Source organism: Streptomyces sp. NPDC037100 (assembly GCF_055606225.1).
This window is the reverse complement of record NZ_JBVJSX010000012.1, coordinates 200,782-227,277: the sequence shown is the minus strand read 5'-3', so window position 1 is coordinate 227,277 and position 26,496 is coordinate 200,782. Positions and strand designations below refer to the sequence as shown.

Genomic DNA, 26,496 nt, shown 5'->3' with positions numbered 1-26,496 from the left:
CCTGAGCCGGATCGCCCCCGGCCGGGGTTAGCGTCGGCGGGAACAGCCGGCGAGTGCGCGGAGGGCGTCGTGGCGGAGCGACAGGAGCAGACGGCGCCGGATGCCGTGCTGACCCGGATCGGGCAGGTGGTCATGCTGCACCACGCGGGGGACCGGGAGGAGGCGCGGCACCGGTTCCTCGGCCTGTGGGCGGAGATCGGCGAGCACGGCGACCCGCTGCACCGCTGCACCCTCGCCCACTACCTCGCCGACACCCAGGACGACCCGGCGGACGAACTGGCCTGGGACCTGCGTGCCCTGACGGCCGCCGAGGAGGCCAGGGAAGAGGCCCTCGCGATGACCGCGGTGACCGCGCTCTACCCCTCCCTGCACCTGAACCTGGCCGACGACTACGTCAGACTGGGGCGCGGCGACGCCGCCCGCACACACCTGCGGTGGGCCCGGGAAGCCGCCACCGCCCTCACCGAGGACGGCTACGCCGAGGGCGTGTGGGCGGCCATCGGACGGCTGGAGTCCCGTTTGGGGGAGGGCGGCCCGGGGACGTGGACGCCGCCGCGTCAGCGGCCCTGACAGGTCAACGCCCGTAGGTGTGGCGGCAGATCATCGCCTCCGGGCTGTCCGCCCGCCATCCGCCGTAGCGCCTGCCCAGCGCGCACACGTCCGCGTTGTCGCCCGGGACGCTCTTCTCGATGTCCTGGCGCATCGAATCCGCCACGTCGCGGACGTCGGCGTGCGACCGCTGGGGGCGCCGCGGAGCGGGCTCGGGGCGTTCCGGACGGGCGGGGCGAGGACGGACGTCGCGGTGCCCGGCCTGCGGCGCCCCGGCGTGCCGCGAGGCCGCCGGGGGAGTGGCCGGGCGGGTCGCCGACGCAGCCGGCTCCGGGCGGCGGGACGCCTCTTCGATGAGCAGCAGGGCCTCGCGGGCCGGTGCCTGCACGATCGGGGTCTTAGCCTCACCCTCCGGCGCCGACGGCCGGGACGGTGCAGCGGAAGGCTCCGGCGCGGAGGGATGCGGAACCGTCGTACAGCCCGCGAGGGCCGAGACCGCCACGGTCACCAGGAGCGTCGCTGTGGTCGTCTTTCGATGCACCCGCGCAACTCTGGTGCGTCCGGCCCGCGTTCGGGCGGCGGACAGACAGAGGTTGCCCCGCACGGGTGATCTCGCACCCCGTACGAAGGGCGTCGGCGTGACGGGGGTGACGTGGGGTGATGGATGTGGCGGCGGTGGCGTCAGTCGCCGGTCGCGCCGTCGATGCGCTCGCGGAGCAGGTCGGCATGGCCGTTGTGCCGCGCGTACTCCTCGATCATGTGGGTGTAGAGCCATCGGAGGTTGAACCGCTCGCCGGTGCGCCGGTGTCGGCCCTCGGTGATGTCGTCGAGGCCGAAGCGGGCCGCGTTGTGCCGGGCCGTCTCGATCTCCGCCTGCCAGGTGGCGTGGGCCTCCTGCCAGGTGTCCGCCTCGGTGAGGTGGAACTCGCCGTCCGGATCCTCGTCGCTCCAGTAGATCGGCCGCGCGTCCTCGCCCGTCAGCACCCGGCGGAACCAGCTCCGCTCCACGTCCGCCATGTGCCGGACCAGCCCCAGCAGGGACAGGTCGGAGGGCTCGGCGGCCGCGGACCTGAGCTGTTCGTCGCTCAGGCCCTCGCACTTCCAGGCGAGGGTTTGGCGGTGGAAGTCCAGCCAGCCTTCCAGCATGGTGCGTTCGTCGGCCGTGGAGGCGGGCATGGTGCGCTCGTCGGCCGTGGAGGCGGGCATGGTGCGCTCGTCGGCCGTGGAGGCGGGCATGGTGCGTTCGTTCGTCATGGACGCATCCTTTCCGAGCAGCCCCTGCCGCGCCACAAGATTCTTCAGCCCCCGAGCATCCCCACCAGCAGTTCCCGCAGCCCGGCTTGCACCTCCTCCAGGCTCGGCACGTCGGCACCGAACGACCCCGCCACGCAGCTGAACATCAGCCCGTCCGCCCAGGCGATCAGCGAGAGGGTGTGCCGGGCCGGATCCGTCGAGCCCATTCCGGTGACCAGCGTGGTGAGTTGGTCCCGGAAGCGCGCGCCCGTGGCGTCGAAGAAGGCCCGCAGCTCGGGGCGGCGCGTCGCCTCCAGGGCCAGTTCGTAGCGGGCGAGGGTGAGCGCGCGCTGCTGCGTCAGGGCCCGGTGGGTCGCCAGGGCCAGCGCGTCCGCCAGGCGGTCGGCACCGGCCTCGGGGCCCGGCATCTCGTGCAGGGCCAGGACCCGGGCCTCACGGTCGGCCAGGCGCCGCACCGCCAGCTCCAGCAGGGCCTGCCGGGTCCGCGCGAGGTTCGACGTGGAGCCCTGGGGGAGCCCGGCCAGCTCGTCGACCGCCCGGTGCGTGAGACCGCGCATCCCGCGCTCGGCGAGCAGGGCGAGGGCGGTGTCGGCGACGAGGTCGGAGCGGGCAGGGCCTTCGGTGCGTACGGGCATGTGGTTCACGCTACCCCTCCAACTACACCTGTAGTAACGTCAACGGGTCACTACAGGTGTAGTCACAGAAGGAGGAGCCATGGGACAGCCCGGGCATGCCGTCATGATCGGCGGTGGGATCGGAGGCCTGGCAGCGGCGGTCGCCCTGTATCAGCGCGGAGTGCAGGTCACCGTCCTGGAGCGGGCCCGCTCGCTGGAACCGGTCGGCGCGGCGATCTCCCTCGCGCCCAACTCCCTGCGCGCGCTGGACGTCATCGGCCTCGGCGACGAGATCCGCGACCTCGCCGCCTGGTCCGGGGACGGCGGGCTGCGGACCCCGTCCGGACGATGGCTCTCGCGGTCCTCAGCCGACGCAGCCGCCGAGCGCTTCGGCGGTCCGCTCGTGCTGCTGCACCGCGCCACCCTGATCGCGAGCCTGGCCTCCCGGCTCCCGCCGGGCACCATACGCACGGACACCGCCGCGACCCTCGCCGACAGCGGGGGCACCGGTCGGCCCGCCCGCGTCAGCACGGCCGGAGGAGTGCTGGAGACCGACCTGGTGGTCGGCGCGGACGGCATCCGGTCCGGCGTCCGCCGCGCCCTCTTTCCCGCCCACCCCGGGCCCGTGTACTCCGGTCTCACCACCTGGCGGGTCGTGATCCCCGTCCCCGGCGCCGCGTTCGCCTCGCACGAGACCTGGGGCAGGGGCCGCATCTGGGGCACGCATCCCCTCAAGGACGGCCGCGTCTACGCCTACGCCGCCGCGGTCACACCCGCCGGGGGTCACGCGCCCGACGAGAAGGCCGAACTGCTGAGCCGCTTCGGCGACTGGCACGACCCGATCCCCGCCGTGCTCGCAGCCGCCCGGCCCGAGGACGTCCTGCGCCACGACGTCCACCACATCGCCGAGCCCCTGCCCGCCTACCACCACGGCCGGGTCGCCCTGCTCGGCGACGCCGCGCACGCCATGCCGCCGACCCTCGGCCAGGGCGGCAACCAGGCCATCGAGGACGCCGTCGTCCTCGCGCACCACTGCGACGACCTTCCCGCCTACACCGCCGCCCGGCTGCCCCGCACGACCGCCGTCGCACGCCGTGCCGTGCGGGTCGCCCGGCTCAACCTCATGACGAGCCGGGCCGGGATCGCCGTACGCGACACCGCCGTCGCCGCGCTGTCGAAGGCCGGGCCCGCCCTGGTCCTGCGCGGCTTCGACGGCATCGCCGACTGGCGGCCCCCGCAGGCGGACGCCGTATGCTCCGAGCAGACCCCGGCAGGCAACGCTTAGAGGAGATCACCCCGTGAAGGTCGGCTGCATCGGACTCGGCGACATCGCGCAGAAGGCCTACCTCCCCGTCCTCGCCCTCCAGCCCGGCGTCGAACTGCACCTGCAGACCCGCACGCCCGCCACGCTCGGCCGGGTCGCCGAGAGCCTCCACATCCCGCAGGAGCGACGGCACACCACCCTCGACTCGCTGCTCGCGGCGGGCCTCGACGCGGCCTTCGTGCACGCCCCCACACTCGTGCACCCCGAGATCGTGACGGCGCTCCTCCAGGCGGGCGTACCGACATACGTCGACAAGCCGCTCGCCTACGAACTCGAGGACTCCGCGCGGCTGGTGGCGCTCGCCGTGGAGCGGGACGTGAGCCTCGCCGTCGGCTTCAACCGGCGCCACGCCCCCTGCTACACCCAGTGCGCGGACCATCCGCGTGAGCTCATCCTCATGCAGAAGAACCGCATCGGGCTGCCGGAGGAGCCCCGCGCGATGATCCTCGACGACTTCATCCATGTCGTCGACACCTTGCGCTTCCTGGTGCCCGGCGAGATCGACGACGTGACCGTGCGCGCCCGCGTCCGGGACGGGCTGCTGCACCACCTGGTGCTCCAGCTCGCCGGGGACGGCTTCACCGCGCTCGGCGTGATGAACCGGCTCAGCGGTTCCGCCGAGGAGGTCCTCGAGGTGTCCGGGCAGGACACCAAACGGCAGGTGGTCAACCTCGCCGAGGTCGTCGACCACAAGGGGCAGCCGACCGTGCGGCGACGCGGTGACTGGGTGCCGGTGGCCCGGCAGCGCGGGATCGAGCAGGCGGTGCTCGCGTTCCTCGACGCGGTCCGGGCGGGCAAGGTGCTCAGCGCCCGGGACGCGCTGGAGACCCATGAACTGTGCGAACGGGTGGTACGCGCGGTTCACGAGCGGACCGCCTGATCCGCAGGGCCCGTGTGCCCTCGCCGGCGGCCCACAGGGCGAGGATCAGCATCGCCGCGTGCACCGTCCAGTCGCCGTGGCGGACGTAGGGCGTGGTGCCGTGGGCGAGGGGGATGTCGTAGACCCGCGCGGCGGAGGCGTCCGTGCCGAGCCATGCTCCGACGCGCTCGCCGCCCGGGCCGTAGACGGCCGAGACGCCCGTCAGGGTCGCGTGCACCATGGGGCGGCCGGTCTCGGCGGCCCGCAGCGCGGCCAGCGACGCGTGCTGCTCGGGTGCCCAGCTGTGCTGGAACGTGGACGTCGACGACTGGCCGATCAGCACGTCGGCGCCCTCCCGGGTGAGATGGCGGGTCATGTCCGGGAAGGCGGTCTCGAAGCACACCAGCGGACCGGCGCGCAGATCGTCGCCGACGTTCATCACGACCGGCAGCGAGCCGCGCCTGCGGTCCTCGCTCGCGGCCTTGCCGACCGAGGTGGCCCAGCCGAGCAGGGAGCGGGCGGGGATGTACTCGCCGAACGGCACGAGCCGCATCTTGTCGTAGCGCTCGCCGGTCAGGCCGTCGGGCCCGACCAGCACCGAGCTCTTGTAGATGCCGGGCTTGTCGGAGCGCCGGGCGTCCACGTTGACGAGGATGTCGGCGCCCGTCGCGCGGGAGAGGTCCGCGAGCCTGCGGGCGAGGTCGGGCCGGTCCCCGAGGTCGAAGCCCACGCTGCTCTCGCCCCAGACGATCAGGTCGACGTCCTGTCCGGCGAGACGGCGGGTGAGCTGCTCCTCGCGGTCGAACCGGCCGTCGGGGCCGGCGATGACACCCGGCTGCACGACCGCGATCCTGACGTCGCCGTCGACGGCGGGGCGGGGCGAGAACGCCCAGGCGGCGGAGGTGGCCGCGGCCGTGGCGACCAGACCGGCCACGGCGGGCATTCGTGCGCGGCGGACGGCGACGAGAACGGCGACCGCGACATTGACCGCCACGAGCAGATAACTGAGCAGCCACACGCCGCCGACCGAGGCGAGCCGCAGCGCGGGCTCGGCCTGCCACTGGCTGCTGCCGAGCATGCCCCAGGGGCCGCCGAGCCCCTGCCAGGAGCGGACCAGCTCGACGGCCAGCCAGCCCGACGGCAGCACCAGCAGTGCCACCGCGACCCGGCCGCTGGAGGGGACGCCGCCCAGGAGGCGGCGCACCAGCAGGCCCCACGGGGCCCACAGGGCGCCCAGAAGGGCGGCGAGGAGGAAGGTGAACACGTTCAGACTCGGCAGCAGCCAGTGGTGCATGGCCAGCATGAAGCCGAAGCCGCCGCACCAGCCGTCGTACGCGGCCCGCCTCCCGGTCGGCGCCGTGCGCAGCAGCAGGAGCCAGGGCACCAGGGCGACGTAGGCGGCCCACCACAGGGACGGCGCGGGGAAGGCGAGGACGGGGAGGGCGCCCGCGACCGCCGCGGCGGCCGAGCGGCGCCAGGGGGAGGCGAGCCAGTGGCCGAGCGTGTTCATAGGCGCCTCCTACCCCGCGGCTGCCTCCAGTGTGCGCGCCGTGGACGATCTAGGACACCGGGCGCCGGGTCAGCCGACCACAGGTGCCGTCCGCGGCTCGGGAAGGCGCCGCCACTTCTCCCGTACGACCACCTCGCTCAGCCGCCAGCCGTCGGCCGTGCGCAGCGCCGCGAAGGCGTACCGGCCGCCGCACACGAAGTCGGGAGCGGGTCCGGCGGTGGCCATGGGATTGACGTAGTCGGCCTGGACCTCGGCCGTGTCGCCGGTGTCCTGCTCCCAGATCCCGAAGCGCACCCGCCGGTTGACGATCAGATGCTGCCGCATCGGGAACAGCCCCAGGCTCTCCGCGAGCCAGGCGGCGACCGCCCGGGCCTCTCCCTCGATGCCGCCGGCCGAGCGGTAGTCCGCCCGCCCGCGAGGGGCGAACAGCCCCCGGTACGCCTCCCAGTCACCGTCGTCGACCGCCACCGCGTAGTCGGTGATCAGTCCGTCGACGGCCAGCCGGTCTCTCACGGTGGCGAGTTCCACGCGCTGCGTCATCGGCTCAGTGTTGGCCATGGCGGGGACCGGGCCAAGAGCCGTGCGTGCCTGATATTCGGTGGCCGCCGGGGGACGCCGGGGCCCAGCCTGTCCTTCGTGAACGAACGACATGAACCGAAGTACCGGGTGAGAGCCCGCCACACCGAGTCCACGATCACCGTGTACCAGGCCTACCGCCCGGAGATCGGCGGCCCTGCCGCCCGCCACGGCCGCTTCCCGGCCTCCTGGAAGCGGGAACGCATGACCTGGATCAAGCCCTCGTTCCTGTGGATGATGTACCGCTGCGGCTGGGGTACCAAGGAGGGCCAGGAGACCGTCCTGGCGATCGAGATCGACCGCGAGGGCTTCCTCTGGGCGCTGCGCAACGCCTGCCTGTCCCACCACGTCCCCGCTCTGCACGGCGACCAGGCCTCCTGGAAGCGGCGGTTGAGGCAGGCACCCGCGCGGGTGCAGTGGGATCCGGAACGGGATCTGCACCTCAACCCGCTGCCGCACCGGTCGCTCCAGCTGGGGCTCGCGGGGGAGGCGGCCGCGCGCTACGCGGACGACTGGATCAGGGGGATCGAGGACGTCACACCGCTCGCCACGGAGATCCACGGGCTGGTACGGGCGGGGCAACTGGAATCGGCTGCGCGGCTGTTGCCCGAGGAGCCGCCCTTCGCCGTCGACGACGAGGTGCTGGAGCGGCTGCGCGCCTAGAGGGTGCGCTACGACCAGAGGGTGCGGTAGAAGCCGGAAAACGGACTGCGGGAGCCGCTCAGGCCGCCTTGACGACGCCGCCTCGGAGCGCGGCGGCCCATTCGACGACGAGAAGCTCGTACTCAGCGCGCTCCTCGGCCGACAGGCTGCCGCCCGTGCGCTGCCACAGCGCACGGATCTCCTCGTTGACCTCGGCAGCGGACCGCACGGAACCAGGGGTCACGAAATCGGGGGACATGCGGACAAGCCTAGGGGCAGCCACTGACAGCCCGCTACCGGACGGCTACCCGATGGCTATGCGGTTGGTCACGAGACGGGGGTCACAGGACCCCGGGATCAGCCCGCCGACTCGGCCGCGTGAGGGCTCAGGGCACCCATGCTGACCAGCACGATGATGACGATGCCGAGCACGATGCGGTAGTAGACGAACGGCATGAAGCTCTTGGTCGAGATGAACTTCATGAACCACGCGATCACCGCGTATCCGACGCCGAAGGCGATGATCGTCGCGAAAATCGTGGGCCCCCACGAGACGTGGCCGCCCTCCGTGGCGTCCTTCAGCTCGAACACGCCGGAGGCGAGCACGGCGGGGATGGCGAGCAGGAAGGAGTAGCGGGCCGCGGCCTCGCGCTTGTAGCCCATGAACAGACCGCCGCTGATGGTGGCGCCGGAGCGCGAGACGCCCGGGACGAGCGCCATGGCCTGGCAGACGCCGTAGATCAGGCCGTCCCGGACGCCCAGGTCCTCGAGGGCCTTGCGCTGCTTGGGAGCCCGGTGCTTGCCGCCGCTCTCGTCACGGGCCGCCAGCCGGTCGGCCACGCCCAGGACGATGCCCATGACGATCAGCATGGTGGCGGTGATCCGCAGATCACGGAACGGCCCTTCGATCTGGTCCTTCAGCGTCACGCCCAGCACGCCGATCGGGATCGAGCCGACGATCACCAGCCAGCCCATCCGGGCGTCCGGGTCGCTGCGCAGTTCCTTGTTCGTGAGCGAGCGCGTCCACGCCGAGATGATTCGCCCGATGTCCTTGCGGAAGTAGATCAGCACGGCCGCCTCGGTGCCGATCTGCGTGATCGCCGTGAAGGCCGCACCCGGGTCCTCCCAGCCCGAGAAGGCCGCCGTCAGCCGCAGGTGGGCGCTGGAGGAGACGGGGAGGAACTCGGTCAGCCCCTGGACGAGTCCGAGGATGAGTGATTCGAACCAAGACATGAGGTAGCGGAGTCCAAGTGCCGATCGTGGGACGGACGACGGGCGCACCGGGCCGCCGTTGCGATGAACGGGGGATCATGTGTGCCGAGGGGGAAGCGTAGCGTCCCCGGAAGGACCGCCGGACACAGGGGTTTGGAAGCGCTCCCGACCAGCGGTGATCAGGCCGTGGTGGGTCCGGTCACCGTCCAGCCCGGAGTCTGGGGGCGGGCTGTGACGTCCTCGTGGCGCACCTCGTCGCCGCAGGCGCGGCAGATGACGGCCGGGGTGAGCGGCCGCCCGCAGGAGTGCTCCAGGACCATCGGGCGGTCGCCGTCCGGCCGGAGGTGGCGGTCGCCCCACGCCATCAGGGTCATCAGCACCGGCTCCAGCTCCAGTCCCGCCGGCGTCGGCCGGTACTCGAAGCGCCGCGGGCGCTCGCTGTACGGGTGCTTGGCCAGGATCCCGGCGTCGACGAGCCGGCGCAGCCGGGTGGCCAGGATGTCGCGCGGGGCGCCGATGTTGCGCACCAGCTGGTCGAACCGGCCGTTGCCCAGACACACCTCCCGCAGCACGAGCAGGGAGTACTTCTCGCCGACGAGCGCGAGGGTGTCGGCGATGGAACAGGGGCGCGGGTCTTTGCGGTCGGCCATGAGGATCAGTCTAGAAGAGGGTTGGATTTTCCAACCTTGCGGACTACGGTGAGTTCGAATTTCCTACTCACCGGTAGTCGTGGAGGCTCGCACATGCGTGACGCAGTCGTCGTCGAAGCCGTACGCACCCCGATCGGCAAGGGCAAGCCGAACGGCGCCCTGGCGCACGTCCACCCCGTGGAGCTCCTCGCCCACACCCTGCGCACCCTCGTCGAGCGGTCCGGGATCGACCCGGCCCTGATCGACGACGTCATCGGCGGCACCGTCGACCAGGTCGGCGAGCAGGCCATGAACACCACCCGCTACGCCGTGCTGTCGGCGGGCTTCCCGGACTCGGTGCCCGCGACCACCGTGGACCGCCAGTGCGGCTCCTCCCAGCAGGCCGTGCACTTCGCGGCGCAGGGCGTCCTCTCGGGCGCCTACGACCTGGTCGTGGCCTGCGGGGTCGAATCGATGAGCCGGGTGCCGATGTGGTCGAACGTGCCCGCGGGCAAGGACCCCTTCGGACCCGGAGTCGCCGAGCGCTACCCGGAGGGGCTCGTTCCGCAGGGGATCAGCGCCGAACTGATCGCCGCGAAGTGGTCGATCGGCCGCGAACGGATGGACGCCTTCGCCGTCTCCTCGCACCACAAGGCCGCCGAGGCCTGGGAGAGCGGGCTCTTCGACGCCGAGGTCGCCCCCCTGGAGGGGGTCACGCGCGACGAGTGCGTACGCCCCGGCAGCACCACCGAGATCCTCTCCGGCCTCAGGCCCGCCTACCACGACCCCGGCTTCGCCGAGCGCTTTCCGCAGATCGAGTGGAACGTCACTGCGGGCAACGCCAGCCCGATCAACGACGGTGCCTCGGCGGTGCTCATCACGTCGAGCGAGACGGCGGCCCGGCTCGGCCTGCGTCCGCTGGCCCGCCTGCACAGCTTCGCCGTCACCGGCTCCGACCCGCTGCTGATGCTCACGGGCGTGATCCCGGCGACCGAGAAGGTGCTGCGCAGGGCCTCACTGACCCTCGAGGACATCGACCTGTTCGAGGTCAACGAGGCGTTCTCCAGTGTCGTACTGGCCTGGCAGCAGGAGACCGGCGCCGACCTCACGCGGGTCAACGTGCACGGTGGGGCCATCGCGCTCGGGCATCCCCTCGGCGCGAGCGGCGCCCGGCTGACGACGACACTGGTGCACGCGATGAGGCAACGCGGCGCCCGGTACGCGCTCCAGACCATGTGCGAGGCGGGCGGACTCGCCAACGCCATGGTGCTGGAACGGGTCTGAGCCGGCCTGGCGGGGCGTCAGAGGCGGCGCAGCTGGTGCCGCTTGCGCCAGGCCACCACCACGCCCGCCAGCGCGGGCAGGGCGATGCACGCCATGGCGATGAGGAACGCGGGAGAGGTCGGAGCGGAGGCGCGGGCGCCGGCGACGGCGTAGGCGGCCGTGTTCGGGATCGAGCCGAGCCCCGTGGCCAGCAGGAACGGCACCAGGCCCATGCGGGAGACGGAGGCGCAGTAGTTGGCGGCCCAGAACGGCACACCCGGGAACAGCCGCACCATCAGCATCGAACGGAAACCGTGCCGGCTGAGCTGGCCGTCCGCGGCCTTGAGCCAGCGCCCCCGCAGCAACGGCCGCAGGGCGTCCTGGCCCAGCGCCCGGCCCAGGCAGAAGGCGATGCCGGCACCGAGCACCGTGCCCGTCAGGGCCACACCGAGGCCGAGTTGCGAACCGAACAGGGCGCCCGCCGCGAGGTTCAACAGCGGCCTCGGCACGAACGCCACGGTGCACACGCCGTACGCCACCGTGAACACCACCGCCGCAGCGGCGCCGGAGAGCTGCGGCGGCCAGCCCTCCGTCAGCAGCCGCTGCGGCTCGAACAGGAGCACCCCGCACGCGCCGGCGGCGAGCAGCACGACGAGCAGGGACAGTCGCGAGTACGGGGAGAGCAGAACTCTCGTGCAGCGAGCGGCGAAACGGGTCGGTACGGCGGACGAGACGGTCGTTGCCGGGGGAACGGCGACGGCGAGCTCCGCGGCGGTGGCCCGGGGAGAGGCCGTGGCGGTGCCCCCAGAGCGGGTGGTGGCATCGAGCATCCGGTGACACTAACCGACAAATGTGTGTGATCGCCGTATGGTTCGTCTCACGAGCGTCACATCCCCGGCTCGCGCGCCTGTGCGCAGGGCGGACGAAAACCATTCGACGTGCGGTAAAGCGTCGGCAATGATCGACGGCATGTTCCGGCACGCCTTCGCCCTCGCAGCATCCGTGGTCACGGATGCCCCGAAGGCTGCCGTCCTCGATCTCACGGCCGTCATGGACGGCGCCCGAAGCTGACCCTCTCCGGTTCGTCCGGCGGACCCCGCAAGGGGAGGGTCGGGCAGGTCCTCGGGGTCCCACTTCTTCTTCGCTGATCACACGCTTCGAGGTACAGCCATGCCCAAAACGGCTTATGTCCGCACGAAACCACATCTCAACATCGGCACGATGGGTCACGTCGACCACGGCAAGACCACGCTGACGGCCGCCATCACCAAGGTCCTCGCCGACCGCGGCAGTGGCGCGTTCGTGCCGTTCGACCGGATCGACCGGGCGCCCGAGGAGGCGGCACGCGGCATCACCATCAACATCGCGCACGTGGAGTACGAGACCGACACCCGGCACTACGCCCACGTCGACATGCCGGGCCACGCCGACTACGTCAAGAACATGGTCACCGGCGCCGCCCAGCTCGACGGGGCGATCCTCGTCGTCTCCGCGCTCGACGGGATCATGCCGCAGACCGCCGAACACGTCCTGCTCGCCCGGCAGGTGGGCGTCGACCACATCGTGGTCGCCCTCAACAAGGCCGACGCGGGGGACGAGGAGCTGACCGACCTGGTCGAGCTGGAGGTCCGCGACCTGCTCACCGCGCACGGCTACGGCGGTGACTCCGTGCCCGTCGTACGCGTCTCGGGGCTGAAGGCGCTGGAGGGGGACCCGCGCTGGACGGCGTCGATCGAGGCGCTGCTCGACGCGGTGGACACCTATGTGCCGATGCCGGAGCGGTATCTGGACGCGCCGTTCCTGCTGTCGGTGGAGAACGTGCTGACCATCACCGGGCGGGGGACCGTGGCGACCGGAGCGGTCGAGCGGGGTGTGGTGCGCGTCGGTGACCGGGTCGAGGTGCTCGGGGCGTCCGTCGAGACGGTGGTCACGGGGCTGGAGACCTTCGGCAAGCCGATGGAGGAGGCGCAGGCCGGGGACAACGTGGCGTTGCTGCTGCGGGGAGTTCCGCGGGACGCCGTCCGGCGGGGGCATGTCGTCGCCGCACCGGGCAGCGTCGTGCCGAGCCGTCGGTTCACCGCGCAGGTGTATGTGCTGTCCGCGCGGGAGGGCGGGCGTACGACAGCCGTCGCCAGCGGGTACCGGCCGCAGTTCTACATCCGTACGGCGGATGTGGTCGGGGACGTCGACCTGGGGGAGGTCGCCGTGGCCCGGCCCGGTGACACGGTTGTCATGACCGTGGAGCTGGGGCGGGACGTGCCGTTGGAGGCGGGGCTCGGGTTCGCCATCCGTGAGGGTGGGCGGACCGTGGGGGCGGGGACCGTGACTGCCGTCGGGTGATCGCCTCTCGCCGTGCGCGGGGGACTGCGGGCCGGATGTGGCTGGTCGCGCAGTTCCCCGCGCCCCTGAGGGATGCTGCCCCACAGGCACAATGAGAGGGTGAACGAGCTCATCCCCGTGACACGCGACGTCGATCACGGCACCGCCAAGCTGATGCCCGACATCGATCGGGAACGGGCCTGGTTGCTGACCGTGGACGGGGCCCCGCAGTCCTACGTCGATCTCGACGATCCCGCGCATCTGGAGTTCGAGTACACCCGGCGGCTCGGGTACGTGCTGGATGTCGTGGCCGAGCCGGGACGGGCGCTGGACGTGGTGCATCTCGGGGGCGGCGCGCTCACGTTGCCGCGGTACGTGGCCGCGACCCGTCCGGGCTCGCGGCAGGAGGTCGTCGAGGCCGATCGAGGGCTGCAGGAGCTCGTGGCGGAGCATCTGCCGTTGCCGGCAGGTGCCGCCGTCGCCCTCCACACGGCGGACGCGCGGGCCTGGCTGGAGACCGCCCCCGCGGACTCGGCGGACGTTCTCCTCGCGGACGTCTTCAGCGGGTCACGGGTGCCGGCACACCTCACCTCCGTCTCCTATGTCCGTGCGGCCGCGCGGGTGCTGCGGGGGAGCGGGGTCTACCTCGCCAACCTCCCCGACGCCGCGCCCTTCGGCTTCCTGCGGTCGCAACTCGCCACGCTGGCGCTCGCCTTCGAGGAGCTCGTGCTGATCGCCGAGCCGGGCGTGCTGCGCGGGCGCCGCTTCGGCAATGCGGTGCTCGTGGCCGGGCACCAGCCGGTCGACATCGCCGCCCTGACCCGTCTCGCCGCCGCGGACGCCTTCCCCGCCCGGGTCGAACACGGACCCGCCCTGCGGAAGTTCATCGGCGGCGCGCGGCCCGTCGGGGACGCCGAGGCCGTGCCGTCACCCGAGCCCCCCGGCGGGGCGTTCGGCATCGGCTGACGCGGGCTCGGTGCCGCCCTGGGCGACCGGTGTGGTCCGGCGGCGCAGATCGCGGACGTCCGGTACGCACAGCACGGCCGCCGTGACCAGGACGACCAGGCCGGCGCAGCCCCACAGGGCAGCCGTGCGGCCGAAGGCGTCCTCCGCCGGTCCGGCCGCGGCCGTGGCGAGGGGGACCAGTGCGACGGAGCCGAACCAGTCGTACGCCGCGACGCGGGAGAGCTTGTGCTCGGGGATCTCCTGGTGCAGTGCCGTCATCCAGGAGACGCCGAACACCTCCACCGTCGCGCCGGCGAGGAACATCACCCCGTACAGGACGCCGATCGGCACCGGGACGGCGAGGGCGGCCGAGGGCAGGGCCAGCGGGAACACGCAGAGGGTGCCGGCGAGGAGCAGGCGGCGCGGTTTCCAGCGGGTCATCAGCAGGGCACCGGCCACCGTTCCCGCGCCGAACGCGCCCAGGGCGAGTCCCCAGGGGCCCGCGCCGCCGAGGTGGTCGCGCGCGACGAGCGGGCCGTAGACCGCGTCGGCGGCGGCGACGACCGCGTTGGCGATGGAGAACTGGACGACGATGCCCCACAGCCAGGGGCGGCCGGCGAACTCGCGCCACCCGTCCCGCAGATCGGCGAGCAGACCGCCGCCCGGGACACGGGGCGGGATGTGGCCGACGTCGAGGAAGGCCCGCAGCGCGCCGGCGAGCGCGAAAGCCGCCGCGTCCGCCGCGAGCACCCAGCCGGGCCCGATCGCCGCGACCATGGCGCCGCCGAGCGCGGCACCGCCGAGGGCCGCGCCCTGCATCGCCATCCGGAACACGGCGAAGGCGCGGCCCGCGTTCTCGCCGTCGACCGACGACATGAGCATGCCCTCGGCGGCCGGGCTGAAGAAGGCCTGACCGGTGCCGCCGAGCGCGGCCAGCAGCATCATGTGCCACAGCCGGGGCTCCCCGGCCAGCACGAGCACGGCGAAGGCGGCCTGGGAGAGGCAGTTGAGGACGTTCGCCGCGACCATCACGTGGTGCCGGGGCAGCCGGTCCGACAGGGCGCCGCCGATCAGAAGGAACAGCACCAGCGGCAGGGTCCGCGCCGCCGCCACCAGACCGACGTCGCCGCCGTCGCCGCCCGCTTCGAGGACGGCGAACGCCGATGCCACCAGGGCACCGTGGCTGCCCAGGCCGGTGACGACCGCGGCCGCGGTCAGCAGGGAGTAGTTGCGGCCCGCCCAAACGGGTCTGCGGGGGCTGCGGGAGGAGGCGGCGGGGGACGTCACCGACCGACTATCGCCGCCGAGGGCCCCTCCTGCCAAACCGTTTGCGCGGCGCGACGGCACGCCGCTGAGGTTGATCTTGATCGACCTTGCAATCGGGGAAGGGAACACCTGCGCAAGCGTTCTGCGACGCTGCCGGCCCGGCGGCGCTGTGAGCCGGTCCCGCCCCTGTCGCAAGGGGCGGGGCCGTTCCGTTTCCGGGTCAGCCGCCGGTCGGCTCGCCGTGCAGGCGGACCGTGCTGAGGATCTTCATGATGGTCTTCTCGGGCACCTCGCCCTTGACGCCCTTGGCACCGAAGAAGCTCCACGCGACGAAGTCGCCGGCGGAGTTCTTGAAGCCGAACGTCACCGCCTTGCCGTCGCTGGCGCACTTGCCCTTGTCGGGCGTGTTCTCCGAGTGCGCCCAGGCGACACTGCCCTTCACGCCCGAGGCGGTGGTGTAGGGCTTGCCCTTGTCGTCGGTCTTGACGCTCTTCTTGTCCGGCTGCGTATAGCCGCCGTACACCCACCAGGCCACCTGGTTGACCGCGACCTCGTCCGTGTTCTTGGCCCCGTCGGCGCCCTTGGTGCCCGCCCCGGCCAGGGACTCGGTCTCGGTCCTGCCGTCCTTGTTGTCGTCGCTCGTGCACCACTTGGACTTGTAGAACGCCGGTGCCGACATGGTGATCAGCGGCTTGCCGTCGTCGGACTTCTCGTCCTCGAAGAACACGGACGAGGTCGGGGAGGCCACCTCCCAGTCCGCGGGGACGTCGAAGGCCGTGCCCCACTTGGGGTTGATGACGACCTTCCAGCCCTTGACGGTGGGCTGCGCCGCCTCGCCGCCGCGGGGGTTGTCGTCCGAGGCGGAGGCGCTCGGCTCCTCGGCCGACGGGCTCGTCGCGACCTTGCCGTCCTTGCGGTTCTTGCCGCCGTCGGCCGTGTCGTCCTTGTCGCCGCCCAGCACCAGGAAGCCGGTGACACCGGCCGCCACGACCACCGCCGTGGCGGCGATGATCGCGACCAGCTTCGTCCGGCTGCCGCCGCCACCTCCCTGCGGCGGCTGTGGGGGCTGCGGTGCGCCGGCCGGCCCGGGGGTGCCCCACTGGGGCTGCTGCCCATAGGGGTTGGGCTGCTGCTGGTATCCCGGCTGCTGGTAGGGATTCGGCTGCTGGTACCCCGGCTGCTGGTACGGGTTGTTCGCTTGCGGGTTCTGCTCGCCCCCGGGCGGCTGCTGTCCTGGCCACATGGGCAGCCACCCTAGCCGCGCCCCGGACACGATTCGGTCACCGCCCGTGGACGGAGACGTAGCAACCCGGAGACAGCCCGGTGCGGATGGCGTGCGGAGGGATGCGGCGGTCGTCACACCGGCCTGGCCAGGCGTCTCTACTCGTGAGTAACATTCGGGCATGAGCGCAGACCAGATGTCCATCGGCGAGATGCTCGCCGCCACGGTGCCCATGGCCCGGACCCTGAACCTCGAGTTCCTGGAGACCTCGCCGGACCGGGCGGTGGTGTCGCTGCCGGACCAAGGCGAGTACCACAACCACGTGGGCGGCCCGCACGCCGGTGCGATGTTCACGCTCGGCGAGTCCGCGAGCGGGGCGATCGTGCTGGCCGCGTTCGGGGACCAGCTCTCGCGCGCCGTGCCGCTCGCCGTCAGCGCCGAGATCTCCTACAAGAAGCTGGCGATGGGTGCCGTCACGGCCACGGCCACCCTGGGCCGCCCGGCCGCCGAGGTCGTCGCGCAACTGGACGCCGGTGAGCGCCCCGAGTTCCCGGTGGCCATCGCCATCCAGCGGGCCGACGGTGCCGTGACCGGCGAGATGACGGTGGTGTGGACCTTGCGGCCCAACGGCTGATCCGGTGGTCGCGTGCGCGTCGGCTCCGGCCGGGTGCCATGGGTCTTCGCGGGTCAGGCCGCCGCGTCCCGCTGCCCCGGGAGCACGCCGTCCAGCTCCCCGAGGAAGACCCGGAGCCACGCCACGAACTCCGGTCCCAGGTCGGGTCGTTCGCAGGCCATCCTGACCACCGTGCGCAGGTAGTCGGCCTTGTCGCCGGTGTCGTGGCGCCGGCCCTTGAAGACCACCCCGTGCACCGTGCCGTCCGCGGCCATCTCCTGCAGGGCGTCGGTCAGCTGGATCTCGCCGCCCCGGCCCGGCGGGGTGCGCTCCAGGACGGCAAAGACGGCCGGGTCGAGGACATAGCGGCCGATGACGGCGTAGCGGCTGGGCGCCTGATGCCGGGCCGGCTTCTCGACCAGGCCCGTGACGCGGACGAGGTCCTGCTCGCCGGTCGGCTCGACGGCGGCACAGCCGTAACGGTGGATCTGGTCGGGCGGGACCTCCATCAGGGCGACCACGCTGCCGAGCCGGCGGTCGCGGACGTCGAGCATCCGGCTCAGCAGCGTCTCGCGAGGGTCGATCAGGTCGTCGCCGAGGAGGACCGCGAAGGGCTGGTCGCCGACATGGCGGCGGGCGCACAGCACGGCGTGGCCGAGGCCGAGCGGGTCGCCCTGCCGGATGTGGTGGATGCTCGCCAGCCGCGCCGGATCGCGCACCGCGTCCAGCCGCACAGTGTCGCCCTTGGCCGTGAGGGCCTGCTCCAGTTCCAGGGCGTGGTCGAAATGGTCCTCGATGGCCCGCTTGTGCCGACCGGTGACCATCAGGACGTCGTCGAGTCCCGCCGCTGCCGCCTCCTCGACGACGTACTGGATGGCGGGCTTGTCGACGACCGGCAGCATCTCCTTGGGCGTCGCCTTCGTGGCGGGCAGGAAGCGGGTGCCGAGGCCGGCGGCCGGGACGACCGCCTTGCGGACGGTGCGGGCGGGGGTCATGGCGGAAGGGCGGGGGGTGGTCATGCGCTCATGCTGGCGCGGGGGGCTGAGAGCGCGCCGAGAGTCACATGGGAGCGCGCTGTGAAGTTGGAGATCGTGTGGACCGACCGCCTTTGAATGCGCACAACTTGCGGCCTCCGGCGCCCGCGTTTTCGAAAGCCGGTGCGGATACCGCCGGTAACATATCCGCATTCCCCGCGTTGTGAACTTGGGTCATCCGAACTCCTTGTTACCTGTCAGTCGCTTGTGCGAAAGTGAGCCGGCTCACAGTGAAGTCCGCGGCTGACGCGGCATAGGTATGCACCAATCACGCACCTGCTTTCCGACGGACGCGCAATTCGCCTGCCGTTCTGCGGCTGGAAGGAAATGGTTCCGTGCAATCCCCCAACCCCCCACGCCCGCCGTACGCGCCACGCCCCGGAGCGGGACCCGCGGAGTCCGACCGCAATCTCCTCGCCCGGGTCGGTGAACCCGCCGAAGGGCCACGCGCCGTCGCGCTGCTGCTGGCCCGCCACTGGCGCGCGGTTCACGAATACGCCGTGATCTGCCTGGCGTCGTCCGAGGATTCCGCGTCGATGGCGGCCGCCGCCGCCTTCCGCAGGGAACTCGCCCGGCCGGGCGGCGGAGCCCTGCGTCCGCGGCTGCTCACCGCCGTCCGGGAGACGGTCGGGGAGTGGGCCGCCGACGACGGCATTTCCGGAGTGCTGCCGGAACTTCGCAAGACCGTCGGAGCCCGCGGTCTGCGCGCCGCCCGGCCCGGGACACCCGAAAGGCGACGCCTCGCGGAACGCGCTTTCCGCGGTCTTCCGGGGGCTTCCCAATGCCTGCTCTGGCACACGGACGTCGAGGCCGAACCCATATCCGTACCGGCCGGTCTGCTGGGAGTGGACGCCGGTACCGCGTCGGCCGCGCTTGAACGGGCACGCGAGCAATTCAGGTCGGGGTGCGTACGCGCCCACCGGGAACTCGCACCGACGCAGGAATGCCGCTACTACAACCGCCTGCTGGACGTTCCCATGCGTCGCGGCGGGGCGCTGCTTCCTGATGTGCAACGGCATCTCATGGCCTGCCGCTACTGCCGCCACGCCGCCGAGCAACTCAGCCATTTCGAGGGCGGTCTGGAAGACCTGCTCACCGAGACGGTTCTCGGCTGGGGCGCCCGCCGCTATCTGGAATCGCGGCCGGGCCGCGTCGAGGGCCAGGGCGCCCTGTCCGCCGGCGGACGCCACCGGCTCCGGTCCCGGGCCCTGCGGGGGGCCGGCCGGCCCGGGGCGTCGAGGAGGAACGCGAAGGCGCTGGCCGCCGCCGTCGGGATGACCTCCCTCGTGCTGCTCGCGACGCTGCTCGCCGCCCGGGGCTGGACCGAGGAGGGCGGCACCGCCGGCCCGCAGGCCACCTGGGGCGCGGTCAGTGGCCACTCCGTCGACCCGGACAGCGCGGGATCCTCGTCCGTCGGACCGGACTCCGTCGCACCCTCGGTCGCCGCTTCCCCGTCGGCCGCCTCCGCCGGCACCGCCGCAGAAGTGGCCCGGGGACGGCTGCGCAACCTCGACGAAGGCCTGTGCGTCGACGTCCCGGGCGGCCGTGCCCGGGCCGACGCCCGCATCGTGCTGACCCTCTGCTCCGCGGGTGGGTCCCAGCAGTGGTCGTACCAGGACGACGGCGTCCTGCGCAGCGCCGCCGACCCCACCCTGTGCCTCGGCTCCGACATCGCCAAGGGCTCGGTCACCCTGGCCGGCTGCCTCGGGCACGCGGGAGTCGTCCGCTACGACCTGACCGTGCGCGGTGAACTCCTGCCGCGCGGCGGCAAGGGTGTGGCCCTCGCGCCCGGGAAGGGCCGGAACGTGATCGTCGCCGGCCGCGACGGCTCCCAGGCGCAGCGCTGGGCACTGGAACCGGCCGCCGTCCCCGGCGGGCCGGGGGAGTCCGGGAAGAAGCGAGCGGAGGACGCTCCGCGGGAGAGCCGCCGGGAGCGCGAGCAGCGGGCGTACGGCGACGCCCCGCCCGGGCAGCGGTCCGTACGTCCGCGCACCCAGCCCGGGGAATTGCCGCAGCGGTACGGGACGCGGTTCGCGCAGGTGGGCTGCTGCGAGGGGGCCGAGTCAGGGGCCGAGTCAGGGGCAGGGGAAGGGGAAGGTGCAGCGGCCGGTGGAACCGGCGGAACCGGCACGCAGCCGGGCTCCGCCGCGCTCGATCACGCGAGTGCCACCGTGGCCGACACCGTGGCGACGACTCACTCGGCCGCGCGCCTGCCCTAGCGGCGGGGTACGGGGTCGGCCCACCGGGTGACCGTGTGGGCCGGGTGACCTCGTGGGCCCGGTGGCCTCGTGGGCCGGGTGGCCTCGTGGGCCGGGTGGCCTCGTGGATCGGGTGGCCTCGTGGGCCGGGTGGCCTCGTGGATCGGGTGGCCTCGTGGACCGTGCGACCCGTGGACCGTGCCGCAGGCCGCGGGAGTGCGGCCGCGGACTGCGGATGGCCGGCAGGCGCCTGGCATCGAACCGGAACAAACTGGTACTCCTCCTGAGTCCGCCCGCAGAACCCAGGGAGTCACCCATGCCCGAGGCCCCGCGCCAGGACAGCAGGACCGCGCCGACCGACGAGGAACTGCGCACGCTGGACGCCCACTGGCGGGCCGCCAACTACCTGGCGGCCGGTCAGATCTACCTGCTGGCGAACCCCCTGCTCACCGAGCCGTTGCAGCCCGAGCACATCAAGCCGCGGCTGCTGGGCCACTGGGGCACCTCACCCGGGCTGAACCTCGTCCACACCCACCTCAACCGGGTGATCAAGAACCGCGGGCTCGACGCCCTGTGCGTCTGGGGCCCGGGCCACGGCGGGCCGTCGGTCCTCGCCAACGCCTGGCTGGAGGGCAGCTACAGCGAGAAGTACCCGGACGCCTCCCGGGACGCGCAGGGCATGGAGCTGCTGATGCGGCAGTTCTCCTTCCCCGGCGGCGTGCCCAGCCACGTCGCCCCGGAGGTGCCCGGCTCGATCCACGAGGGCGGCGAACTCGGCTACTCCCTCGCCCACGCCTACGGCGCCGCCCTCGACAACCCGGGCCTGCTCGTGGCCTGCGTGATCGGCGACGGCGAGGCGGAGACCGGACCGCTCGCCGGGTCCTGGCACGCCAACAAGTTCCTCGACCCCGTTCACGACGGTGCCGTCCTGCCGATCCTGCATCTCAACGGCTACAAGATCGCCAACCCGACCGTGCTGTCCCGCCTCCCGCAGGAAGAGCTCGACGCGCTGCTGCGCGGCTACGGCCACGAGCCGATCCACGTCGCCGGCGACGATCCGGCCACCGTCCACCGCGCCATGGCCGAGGCCATGGACACCGCGCTCGACCGCATCGCCGAGGCCCAGCGCGCCGCCCGCGAGGACGGCGTGACGGAGCGCCCGCACTGGCCGGTGATCGTGCTGCGCACCCCCAAGGGCTGGACCGGCCCCGCCGAGGTCGACGGCGAGCCGGTCGAGGGCACGTGGCGCGCCCACCAGGTGCCGCTGTCCGGCGTCCGCGACAACCCGGAGCATCTGCGGCAGCTGGAGTCCTGGCTGCGCTCGTACCGGCCCGAGGAGCTGTTCGACGCCGAGGGCCGCCCGGTCGCGGACGTCCTCGCCTGCGTCCCCGAGGGCACCAGGCGTCTCGGCGCCACCCCGTACGCCAACGGCGGCCTGCTCGTCCATGATCTCCCCATCCCGTCCCTGGACGACTTCGCCGTGCCCGTCGACAAGCCCGGCACGACGATGCACGAGCCGACCCGGGTCCTCGGCGACCTCCTCGCCCGGATCATGCGCGACACCGCCGACCGCCGCGACTTCCGCCTCGTCGGCCCGGACGAGACGGCCTCGAACCGCCTGCAGGCCGTGTACGGCGCCAGCGGCAAGGCCTGGCAGGCGGGCACCCTGCCCGTGGACGAGCACCTCGACCGGCACGGCCGGGTGATGGAGATCCTCTCCGAACACCTCTGCCAGGGCTGGCTGGAGGGCTATCTGCTCACCGGCCGGCACGGGCTGTTCTCCTGCTACGAGGCGTTCGTGCACATCGTCGACTCCATGGTCAACCAGCACATCAAGTGGCTGCGCACCTCGCGCAGGCTGCCCTGGCGGGCCCCCATCGCCTCCCTCAACTACCTGCTGACCTCCCATGTGTGGCGGCAGGACCACAACGGCTTCTCCCACCAGGACCCCGGCTTCGTCGACCACGTCCTCAACAAGAGCCCCGAGGTCGTCCGGGTCTACCTGCCGCCGGACGCCAACACCCTGCTCTCCGTCGCGGACCACGCCCTGCGCAGCCGCGACTACGTCAACGTGATCGTCGCGGGGAAACAGCCCTGCTTCGACTGGCTGTCCATGGACGAGGCCCGTGTGCACTGCGCCCGGGGCGCCGGCATCTGGGAGTGGGCGGGCACGGAGGACGGCACCGAGCCCGATGTCGTGCTGGCCTGCGCCGGTGACGTCCCCACCCAGGAGACCCTGGCCGCCGCCCACCTGCTGCGCCGCCACCTGCCCGAGCTGTCCGTCCGGGTGGTGAACGTCGTCGACCTCGCCCGGCTGCTGCCCCAGGGGGAGCACCCGCACGGCATGAGCGACTTCGAGTACGACGGCCTGTTCACCACCGACAAGCCGGTGATCTTCGCCTACCACGGCTACCCCTGGCTGATCCACCGCCTGGCCTACCGCCGCACCGGCCACCAGAACCTGCACGTGCGCGGCTACAAGGAGGCCGGTACCACGACCACGCCGTTCGACATGGTGGTCCGCAACGACCTCGACGGCTACCGCCTGGTCATGGACGTCATCGACCGCGTCCCCGGCCTCGCGGTCCGTGCCACGGCGGTGCGCCAGCGGATGGCCGACGCCCGCACCCGCCACCACGCCTGGATCCGTGAGCACGGCACCGACCTGCCCGAGGTCGCCGAGTGGAGCTGGAACGCCTGAGCCCCGAGGGACGTCCTAGAAGCCGGTAGGCTTCCCGGTCGCAGGGAAGCTGAGGGAAAGGAACCGGCGTTGCACGTCCAGGAGTGGCTCGAAACCGTACCCGCGGTCGCCGTATACGCGCTGGTCGGGCTGGTCATCGGCCTGGAAAGTCTGGGCATTCCGCTGCCGGGCGAGATCATCCTCGTCTCGTCGGCGTTGCTCGCGTCCCAGCACGGCGAGATCGACCCCGTCGTCCTGGGCGCCAGCGCCACGGCCGGCGCGATCATCGGCGACTCGATCGGCTACGCCATCGGCCGCAAGGGCGGGCGGCCCCTGCTGGCCTGGCTGGGCAACAAGTTCCCCAAGCACTTCAGCGAGGGCCACATCGCCACCGCCGAGCGCTCCTTCGAGAAGTGGGGCATGTGGACCGTCTTCTTCGGCCGCTTCGTCGCCCTGCTCCGCATCTTCGCCGGCCCCCTGGCCGGTGTGCTCCGCATGCCGTACTGGAAGTTCCTCATCGCCAACGTCCTCGGCGGCATCGTCTGGGCGGGCGGCACGACGGCGGTCATCTATTACGTCGGCATCGTCGCGGAGTCCTGGCTGAAGCGCTTCTCGTGGCTGGGCCTGGTGGCGGCGGTCCTGGTGGGCCTCACGTCCATGCTGGTGATCAAGCGCAAGGCGAAGAAGGCCGGCCAGAACCTGGAAGAGGCAGAACCGCAGGTTCCCTAGGGGCGCGGGGCCGTGCCCCTGTGCGGCTCCGCCGCGTGGCGCGACCGGTCCCCGCGACGCCGCTCCCGCCGCACCACCTACGCGTGCACATCCCGATGCGCCTTCGCCAACTCGGCGTACATCGTGCCGTTGAGGGTGATGCCCTGCCGCTCCTCCTCGGACAGCTCCCGCCGGACCTTCGCGGGAACCCCCGCCACCAGTGACCCGGGCGGCACGACCATGCCCTGGGGTACCAGCGCCTGTGCCGCGACGAGCGAACCGGCCCCGATCACGGCGCCGTTCAGGACCGTCGCCCCCATGCCGATCAGACAGTCGTCCTCGACCGTCGCCCCGTGCACCACCGCGTTGTGTCCGATGCTCACCCGCTCACCGACGCTCACGGGAAAGCCCGGATCGGCGTGGAGGGTGCAGTTGTCCTGGACGTTGCTGCTGGCCCCCACGGAGATCGCCTCGACGTCGCCGCGCACCACGGCCCCGTACCAGACGCTCGCCCCCGCCCCCAACACCACGCCCCCGATCACCGACGCCGTGGGCGCCACGAACGCCGTCTGATGGATCTCCGGCTCCCTGCCGCCGATCCCCGTGATCATCGCCCGCTGCGCCATGTCCGCCTCCAGGAACGTCGTAGACAACGCGCAAACCGTACGCCACCCGGTGGGGCGAAGATCACAGGCCTCCGACGCCGCGGGCGGAGCTACCGCTGAGTACCGTGAGGTCGTGCCGAAGCGCAAGAACACGTTCTCATCCTGGCGGCGGGGCCTCACACAGTGCGCCGTCCACGCGGGCTGGTCCTGGCTGCAGCGCACGGGCTCCGTCACCGCCGAGCACCCCGGCCGCTACCGCTTCGGCGCGATGGGAACGAGTACCAGACTGGCCTTCCCGCTCGGCACGGTCTTCGGCGAACCCTGGATCCACCTCGGCTCCCACTGCATCATCGGCGAGCAAGTCACCCTCACCGCGGGCCTGATGCCCGACCTCGACCTCGGGCCGGACCCGATCCTGCGCATCGGCGACGGGGTCGTCCTGGGCCGCGGCAGCCACGTCATCGCGGACACGACGGTCACGATCGGCAGCGACTGCTACTTCGGTCCGTACGTCTACGTCACGTCCACCAACCACTCCTACGACGACCCGCACGAGCCGATCGGCAAGCAGTGGCCGCGGATGGAGCCGGTGGAGATCGGGCCGGGCTGCTGGATCGGCACGGGTGCGGTGATCCTGCCCGGCGCACGGATCGGACGGAACGTCGTGGTGGCCGCGGGCGCGGTCGTGCGGGGCACGGTGCCCGACCACGCCGTGGTGGCCGGCGCGCCCGCCCGGGTGGTACGCCGCTGGACTCCCGCGGACGGCTGGCAGCCACCGCTGCGCACCCCCGCGCCGGTGCCGATACCGGAGGGCGTCACCCCCGAGCAGCTCCGCGCGCTGTCGGACCTGGACGAGGAGACGGCGGCCCGGCTCGCCGAACTGGACGAGGAGACGGCGGCCGATCTCGCCCAGCTGGAGCCTGGTTCCTGAACCGTCGGGCTCAGCCCGACGCCAGCAGTACCGTCCCCACCAGGGCGAGCCCGGCTCCCGCTGCCTGTACCGCCCGCAGTCGTTCACGCAGGACGCCCCGCGCTGCCACGGCCGTCACCACCGGGTACAGGGAGGCCAGCACGGCGGCGACCGTCACCGGGCCGTGCTGCGCGGCGATCGAGTACGTGCCGTTCGCGGCGACGTCCGCGAGACCGACGAAGGCGAGGGCGGGCAGGGAGCGCCAGGGGAAGCCGTCCGCGGGGAGCGCGGGCGATCCGCGCCGCACCGAGACGTACAGCGCAAGGCCGCCTGCGGCGACGTTCGTCACCCGCTGGACGAACAGGGCGAGGAACAGGCCGGTCAGTGTCGTCGACGCCTCGGCGATCAGCGCCATCACCGCGCCGAAGCCGAACGCCGCGAGCAGGGTCAGGGCGATGGCCTGGCGCTGGACCGGGGCGCCACGGAACTGCGGACCGCCGGCGAGGCACACACCGGCGACGGCCACCAGGATGCCGACGAACTGCAGCAGGCCGGGGCGCTCGCCCAGCACCAGGCCCACCCCGACCGGCACGGCCACACCGATGGAGCCCAGCGGCGAGACCACGCCCATCGGGCCGAGCGCGAGCGCCTTGTAGAAGGCGAGCATCGCCACCGGTCCGACCAGCCCGGCCGCCACGGCGAACCACAGCTGCGGCCCCGCCTCGCTCCAGCCGTCGGTCGCCGCCACGACGGCACCGAGCACCACCACCGCGATCGACTGCGAGACCACGACCACCGTCAGGGCGGGCGTGCGCCGGGTCAGCAGGCCACCGCCGAAGTCGGCCAGCCCCCACAACAGGCTGGTGGCCAGGGCGAAGAGCGCTGTCATGGGACGGATACCTCGCAGTACAGTGCAGTGAACGATCAGGTCAACCACACCATAGTGCAGTACGCTGTACTGTGTCATACAGAATATTGGACGGAACGTGTCGGACCTCGACCTGTTGACCCAGTCCCTGGCGCGGAGCGTCAAGCACTGGCGCGCGGTGCGCGGCTTCACTCTGGACGTGCTCGCCGCCCGGGCCGGCGTCAGCCGCGGCATGCTCATCCAGATCGAGCAGGCCCGCACCAACCCCAGCCTCGGCACCGTCGTCAAGATCGGCGACGCACTCGGCGTCAGCATCACCACCCTGCTCGACTACGAGCAGGGCCCGAACGTCCGCATCGTCCCGGCCGAGCAGGCCGTACGGCTGTGGCACACCGACGCCGGCAGTTACAACCGGCTCCTCGCGGGCACCGAGGCCCCCGGCCCGCTGGAGATGTGGGACTGGCGGCTCATGCCCGGCGAGAGCAGTCCGTCGGACCCGCACCCCGCCGGCACGACCGAACTGCTCCACGTCACGGCGGGCGAACTGACCCTCACCGTCGACGGAGTCGAGCACCGCGTGCCCGCGGGCGCCAGCGTCCACTTCGAGGCCAACGTCCCGCACATCTACGGCAACACCGGCGACGCCCCCATGGAGATGGTCATGGCCGTCTCGGTGCCACCCGTGACCTGAGCCCT

At 72.3% G+C, this 26,496-nt stretch carries 27 protein-coding genes; 13 read left to right on the top strand and 14 right to left on the bottom strand.

What is annotated here, in order from left to right:
- Positions 1–69 precede the first annotated feature (69 nt).
- Positions 70–570 carry a hypothetical protein gene (locus ACZ7EG_RS32960; protein ID WP_471087031.1) on the top strand — a complete coding sequence of 167 codons (501 nt, stop codon included), beginning with the start codon at positions 70–72 and terminating at the stop codon, positions 568–570.
- A 4-nt stretch (positions 571–574) separates the two neighbouring features.
- On the opposite strand, the gene ACZ7EG_RS32955 is transcribed toward ACZ7EG_RS32960, so the two are convergent.
- The 3 genes from ACZ7EG_RS32955 to ACZ7EG_RS32945 all read right to left on the bottom strand — a co-directional run bounded on the left by ACZ7EG_RS32955 (position 575) and on the right by ACZ7EG_RS32945 (position 2,438).
- Complete coding sequence (locus ACZ7EG_RS32955; protein ID WP_471087028.1) at positions 575–937, bottom strand: hypothetical protein; 363 nt, start codon at positions 935–937, stop codon at positions 575–577.
- A 293-nt stretch (positions 938–1,230) separates the two neighbouring features.
- Positions 1,231–1,755 (bottom strand): DinB family protein, encoded by a 525-nt coding sequence (locus ACZ7EG_RS32950; protein WP_471087192.1) that lies wholly within the window; start codon positions 1,753–1,755, stop codon positions 1,231–1,233.
- A 92-nt stretch (positions 1,756–1,847) separates the two neighbouring features.
- On the bottom strand, positions 1,848–2,438 hold the full coding sequence (locus tag ACZ7EG_RS32945) for a TetR/AcrR family transcriptional regulator (RefSeq protein WP_471087025.1): 591 nt from the start codon (positions 2,436–2,438) through the stop codon (positions 1,848–1,850).
- 79 nt (positions 2,439–2,517) lie between these two features.
- Here ACZ7EG_RS32945 and ACZ7EG_RS32940 point away from each other — a divergent pair, with 79 nt between their 5' ends.
- On the top strand, positions 2,518–3,702 hold the full coding sequence (locus ACZ7EG_RS32940) for an FAD-dependent monooxygenase (protein ID WP_471087022.1): 1,185 nt from the start codon (positions 2,518–2,520) through the stop codon (positions 3,700–3,702).
- 13 nt (positions 3,703–3,715) lie between these two features.
- On the top strand, positions 3,716–4,621 hold the full coding sequence (locus tag ACZ7EG_RS32935; RefSeq protein WP_471087019.1) for a Gfo/Idh/MocA family protein: 906 nt from the start codon (positions 3,716–3,718) through the stop codon (positions 4,619–4,621).
- Here the strand turns inward: ACZ7EG_RS32935 and lnt are convergent.
- Together lnt and ACZ7EG_RS32925 are read right to left on the bottom strand one after the other, a co-directional pair.
- A complete protein-coding gene (gene lnt, locus ACZ7EG_RS32930) occupies positions 4,545–6,110 on the bottom strand; it encodes an apolipoprotein N-acyltransferase (protein WP_471087016.1) in 1,566 nt (521 codons plus the stop codon). The genes ACZ7EG_RS32935 and lnt overlap by 77 nt on opposite strands.
- A 69-nt stretch (positions 6,111–6,179) precedes the next feature.
- Positions 6,180–6,650 carry a nuclear transport factor 2 family protein gene (locus ACZ7EG_RS32925; RefSeq protein ID WP_471087013.1) on the bottom strand — a complete coding sequence of 157 codons (471 nt, stop codon included), beginning with the start codon at positions 6,648–6,650 and terminating at the stop codon, positions 6,180–6,182.
- Positions 6,651–6,746: 96 nt separating this feature from the next.
- Here ACZ7EG_RS32925 and ACZ7EG_RS32920 point away from each other — a divergent pair, with 96 nt between their 5' ends.
- Entirely contained in the window at positions 6,747–7,349 is a 603-nt protein-coding gene (locus ACZ7EG_RS32920) for a DUF4291 domain-containing protein (protein ID WP_471087010.1), read from the top strand.
- 58 nt (positions 7,350–7,407) lie between these two features.
- Here ACZ7EG_RS32920 and ACZ7EG_RS32915 read toward each other — a convergent pair whose 3' ends face one another.
- The 3 genes from ACZ7EG_RS32915 to ACZ7EG_RS32905 all read right to left on the bottom strand — a co-directional run bounded on the left by ACZ7EG_RS32915 (position 7,408) and on the right by ACZ7EG_RS32905 (position 9,190).
- A complete protein-coding gene (locus ACZ7EG_RS32915) occupies positions 7,408–7,587 on the bottom strand; it encodes a hypothetical protein (protein ID WP_471087007.1) in 180 nt (59 codons plus the stop codon).
- 98 nt (positions 7,588–7,685) lie between these two features.
- Entirely contained in the window at positions 7,686–8,561 is an 876-nt protein-coding gene (locus ACZ7EG_RS32910; RefSeq protein ID WP_471087004.1) for an undecaprenyl-diphosphate phosphatase, read from the bottom strand.
- Positions 8,562–8,719: 158 nt separating this feature from the next.
- Complete coding sequence (locus tag ACZ7EG_RS32905) at positions 8,720–9,190, bottom strand: winged helix-turn-helix transcriptional regulator (RefSeq protein WP_471087001.1); 471 nt, start codon at positions 9,188–9,190, stop codon at positions 8,720–8,722.
- 93 nt (positions 9,191–9,283) lie between these two features.
- On the opposite strand from ACZ7EG_RS32905, the gene ACZ7EG_RS32900 reads away from it, so the two are divergent.
- Entirely contained in the window at positions 9,284–10,453 is a 1,170-nt protein-coding gene (locus ACZ7EG_RS32900) for a thiolase family protein (RefSeq protein ID WP_471086998.1), read from the top strand.
- Between the two features lie 17 nt (positions 10,454–10,470).
- On the opposite strand, the gene ACZ7EG_RS32895 is transcribed toward ACZ7EG_RS32900, so the two are convergent.
- Positions 10,471–11,262, bottom strand: a complete 792-nt coding sequence (locus ACZ7EG_RS32895) for a TVP38/TMEM64 family protein (protein ID WP_471086995.1) — start codon at positions 11,260–11,262, stop codon at positions 10,471–10,473.
- Between the two features lie 340 nt (positions 11,263–11,602).
- Between ACZ7EG_RS32895 and tuf the strand changes: the two genes are divergently transcribed.
- Both tuf and ACZ7EG_RS32885 read left to right on the top strand, forming a co-directional pair.
- Positions 11,603–12,772 (top strand): elongation factor Tu, encoded by a 1,170-nt coding sequence (tuf, locus tag ACZ7EG_RS32890; RefSeq protein WP_471086992.1) that lies wholly within the window; start codon positions 11,603–11,605, stop codon positions 12,770–12,772.
- Between the two features lie 99 nt (positions 12,773–12,871).
- Complete coding sequence (locus ACZ7EG_RS32885) at positions 12,872–13,717, top strand: spermidine synthase (protein WP_471086989.1); 846 nt, start codon at positions 12,872–12,874, stop codon at positions 13,715–13,717.
- Here ACZ7EG_RS32885 and ACZ7EG_RS32880 read toward each other — a convergent pair.
- Positions 13,679–14,983 (bottom strand): MFS transporter, encoded by a 1,305-nt coding sequence (locus tag ACZ7EG_RS32880; RefSeq protein WP_471086986.1) that lies wholly within the window; start codon positions 14,981–14,983, stop codon positions 13,679–13,681. The genes ACZ7EG_RS32885 and ACZ7EG_RS32880 overlap by 39 nt on opposite strands.
- A 199-nt stretch (positions 14,984–15,182) precedes the next feature.
- On the bottom strand, positions 15,183–16,205 hold the full coding sequence (locus ACZ7EG_RS32875) for a DUF8017 domain-containing protein (protein ID WP_471086983.1): 1,023 nt from the start codon (positions 16,203–16,205) through the stop codon (positions 15,183–15,185).
- 175 nt (positions 16,206–16,380) lie between these two features.
- On the opposite strand from ACZ7EG_RS32875, the gene ACZ7EG_RS32870 reads away from it, so the two are divergent.
- Positions 16,381–16,818 carry a DUF4442 domain-containing protein gene (locus ACZ7EG_RS32870; protein WP_104781909.1) on the top strand — a complete coding sequence of 146 codons (438 nt, stop codon included), beginning with the start codon at positions 16,381–16,383 and terminating at the stop codon, positions 16,816–16,818.
- A gap of 53 nt (positions 16,819–16,871) precedes the next feature.
- Here ACZ7EG_RS32870 and galU read toward each other — a convergent pair whose 3' ends face one another.
- Positions 16,872–17,816, bottom strand: coding sequence for a UTP--glucose-1-phosphate uridylyltransferase GalU (galU, locus tag ACZ7EG_RS32865; RefSeq protein ID WP_471086980.1), 945 nt, complete (start codon positions 17,814–17,816; stop codon positions 16,872–16,874).
- Positions 17,817–18,166: 350 nt separating this feature from the next.
- Here galU and ACZ7EG_RS32860 point away from each other — a divergent pair, with 350 nt between their 5' ends.
- The 3 genes from ACZ7EG_RS32860 to ACZ7EG_RS32850 all read left to right on the top strand — a co-directional run bounded on the left by ACZ7EG_RS32860 (position 18,167) and on the right by ACZ7EG_RS32850 (position 23,438).
- Positions 18,167–20,050, top strand: coding sequence for an RICIN domain-containing protein (locus tag ACZ7EG_RS32860; protein ID WP_471086977.1), 1,884 nt, complete (start codon positions 18,167–18,169; stop codon positions 20,048–20,050).
- A gap of 295 nt (positions 20,051–20,345) precedes the next feature.
- Complete coding sequence (locus ACZ7EG_RS32855; protein WP_471086974.1) at positions 20,346–22,730, top strand: phosphoketolase family protein; 2,385 nt, start codon at positions 20,346–20,348, stop codon at positions 22,728–22,730.
- 69 nt (positions 22,731–22,799) lie between these two features.
- Positions 22,800–23,438, top strand: a complete 639-nt coding sequence (locus ACZ7EG_RS32850; protein WP_471086971.1) for a DedA family protein — start codon at positions 22,800–22,802, stop codon at positions 23,436–23,438.
- Between the two features lie 77 nt (positions 23,439–23,515).
- On the opposite strand, the gene ACZ7EG_RS32845 is transcribed toward ACZ7EG_RS32850, so the two are convergent.
- On the bottom strand, positions 23,516–24,043 hold the full coding sequence (locus ACZ7EG_RS32845) for a gamma carbonic anhydrase family protein (RefSeq protein WP_471087189.1): 528 nt from the start codon (positions 24,041–24,043) through the stop codon (positions 23,516–23,518).
- A 112-nt stretch (positions 24,044–24,155) separates the two neighbouring features.
- Here ACZ7EG_RS32845 and ACZ7EG_RS32840 point away from each other — a divergent pair, with 112 nt between their 5' ends.
- Positions 24,156–24,953: an acyltransferase gene (locus ACZ7EG_RS32840; RefSeq protein ID WP_471086968.1), complete on the top strand. Its 798-nt coding sequence runs from the start codon at positions 24,156–24,158 to the stop codon at positions 24,951–24,953.
- Positions 24,954–24,963: 10 nt separating this feature from the next.
- On the opposite strand, the gene ACZ7EG_RS32835 is transcribed toward ACZ7EG_RS32840, so the two are convergent.
- Positions 24,964–25,821 carry an EamA family transporter gene (locus ACZ7EG_RS32835; RefSeq protein ID WP_471086965.1) on the bottom strand — a complete coding sequence of 286 codons (858 nt, stop codon included), beginning with the start codon at positions 25,819–25,821 and terminating at the stop codon, positions 24,964–24,966.
- A 97-nt stretch (positions 25,822–25,918) separates the two neighbouring features.
- On the opposite strand from ACZ7EG_RS32835, the gene ACZ7EG_RS32830 reads away from it, so the two are divergent.
- A complete protein-coding gene (locus ACZ7EG_RS32830) occupies positions 25,919–26,491 on the top strand; it encodes an XRE family transcriptional regulator (RefSeq protein ID WP_471086963.1) in 573 nt (190 codons plus the stop codon).
- Positions 26,492–26,496 lie beyond the last annotated feature (5 nt).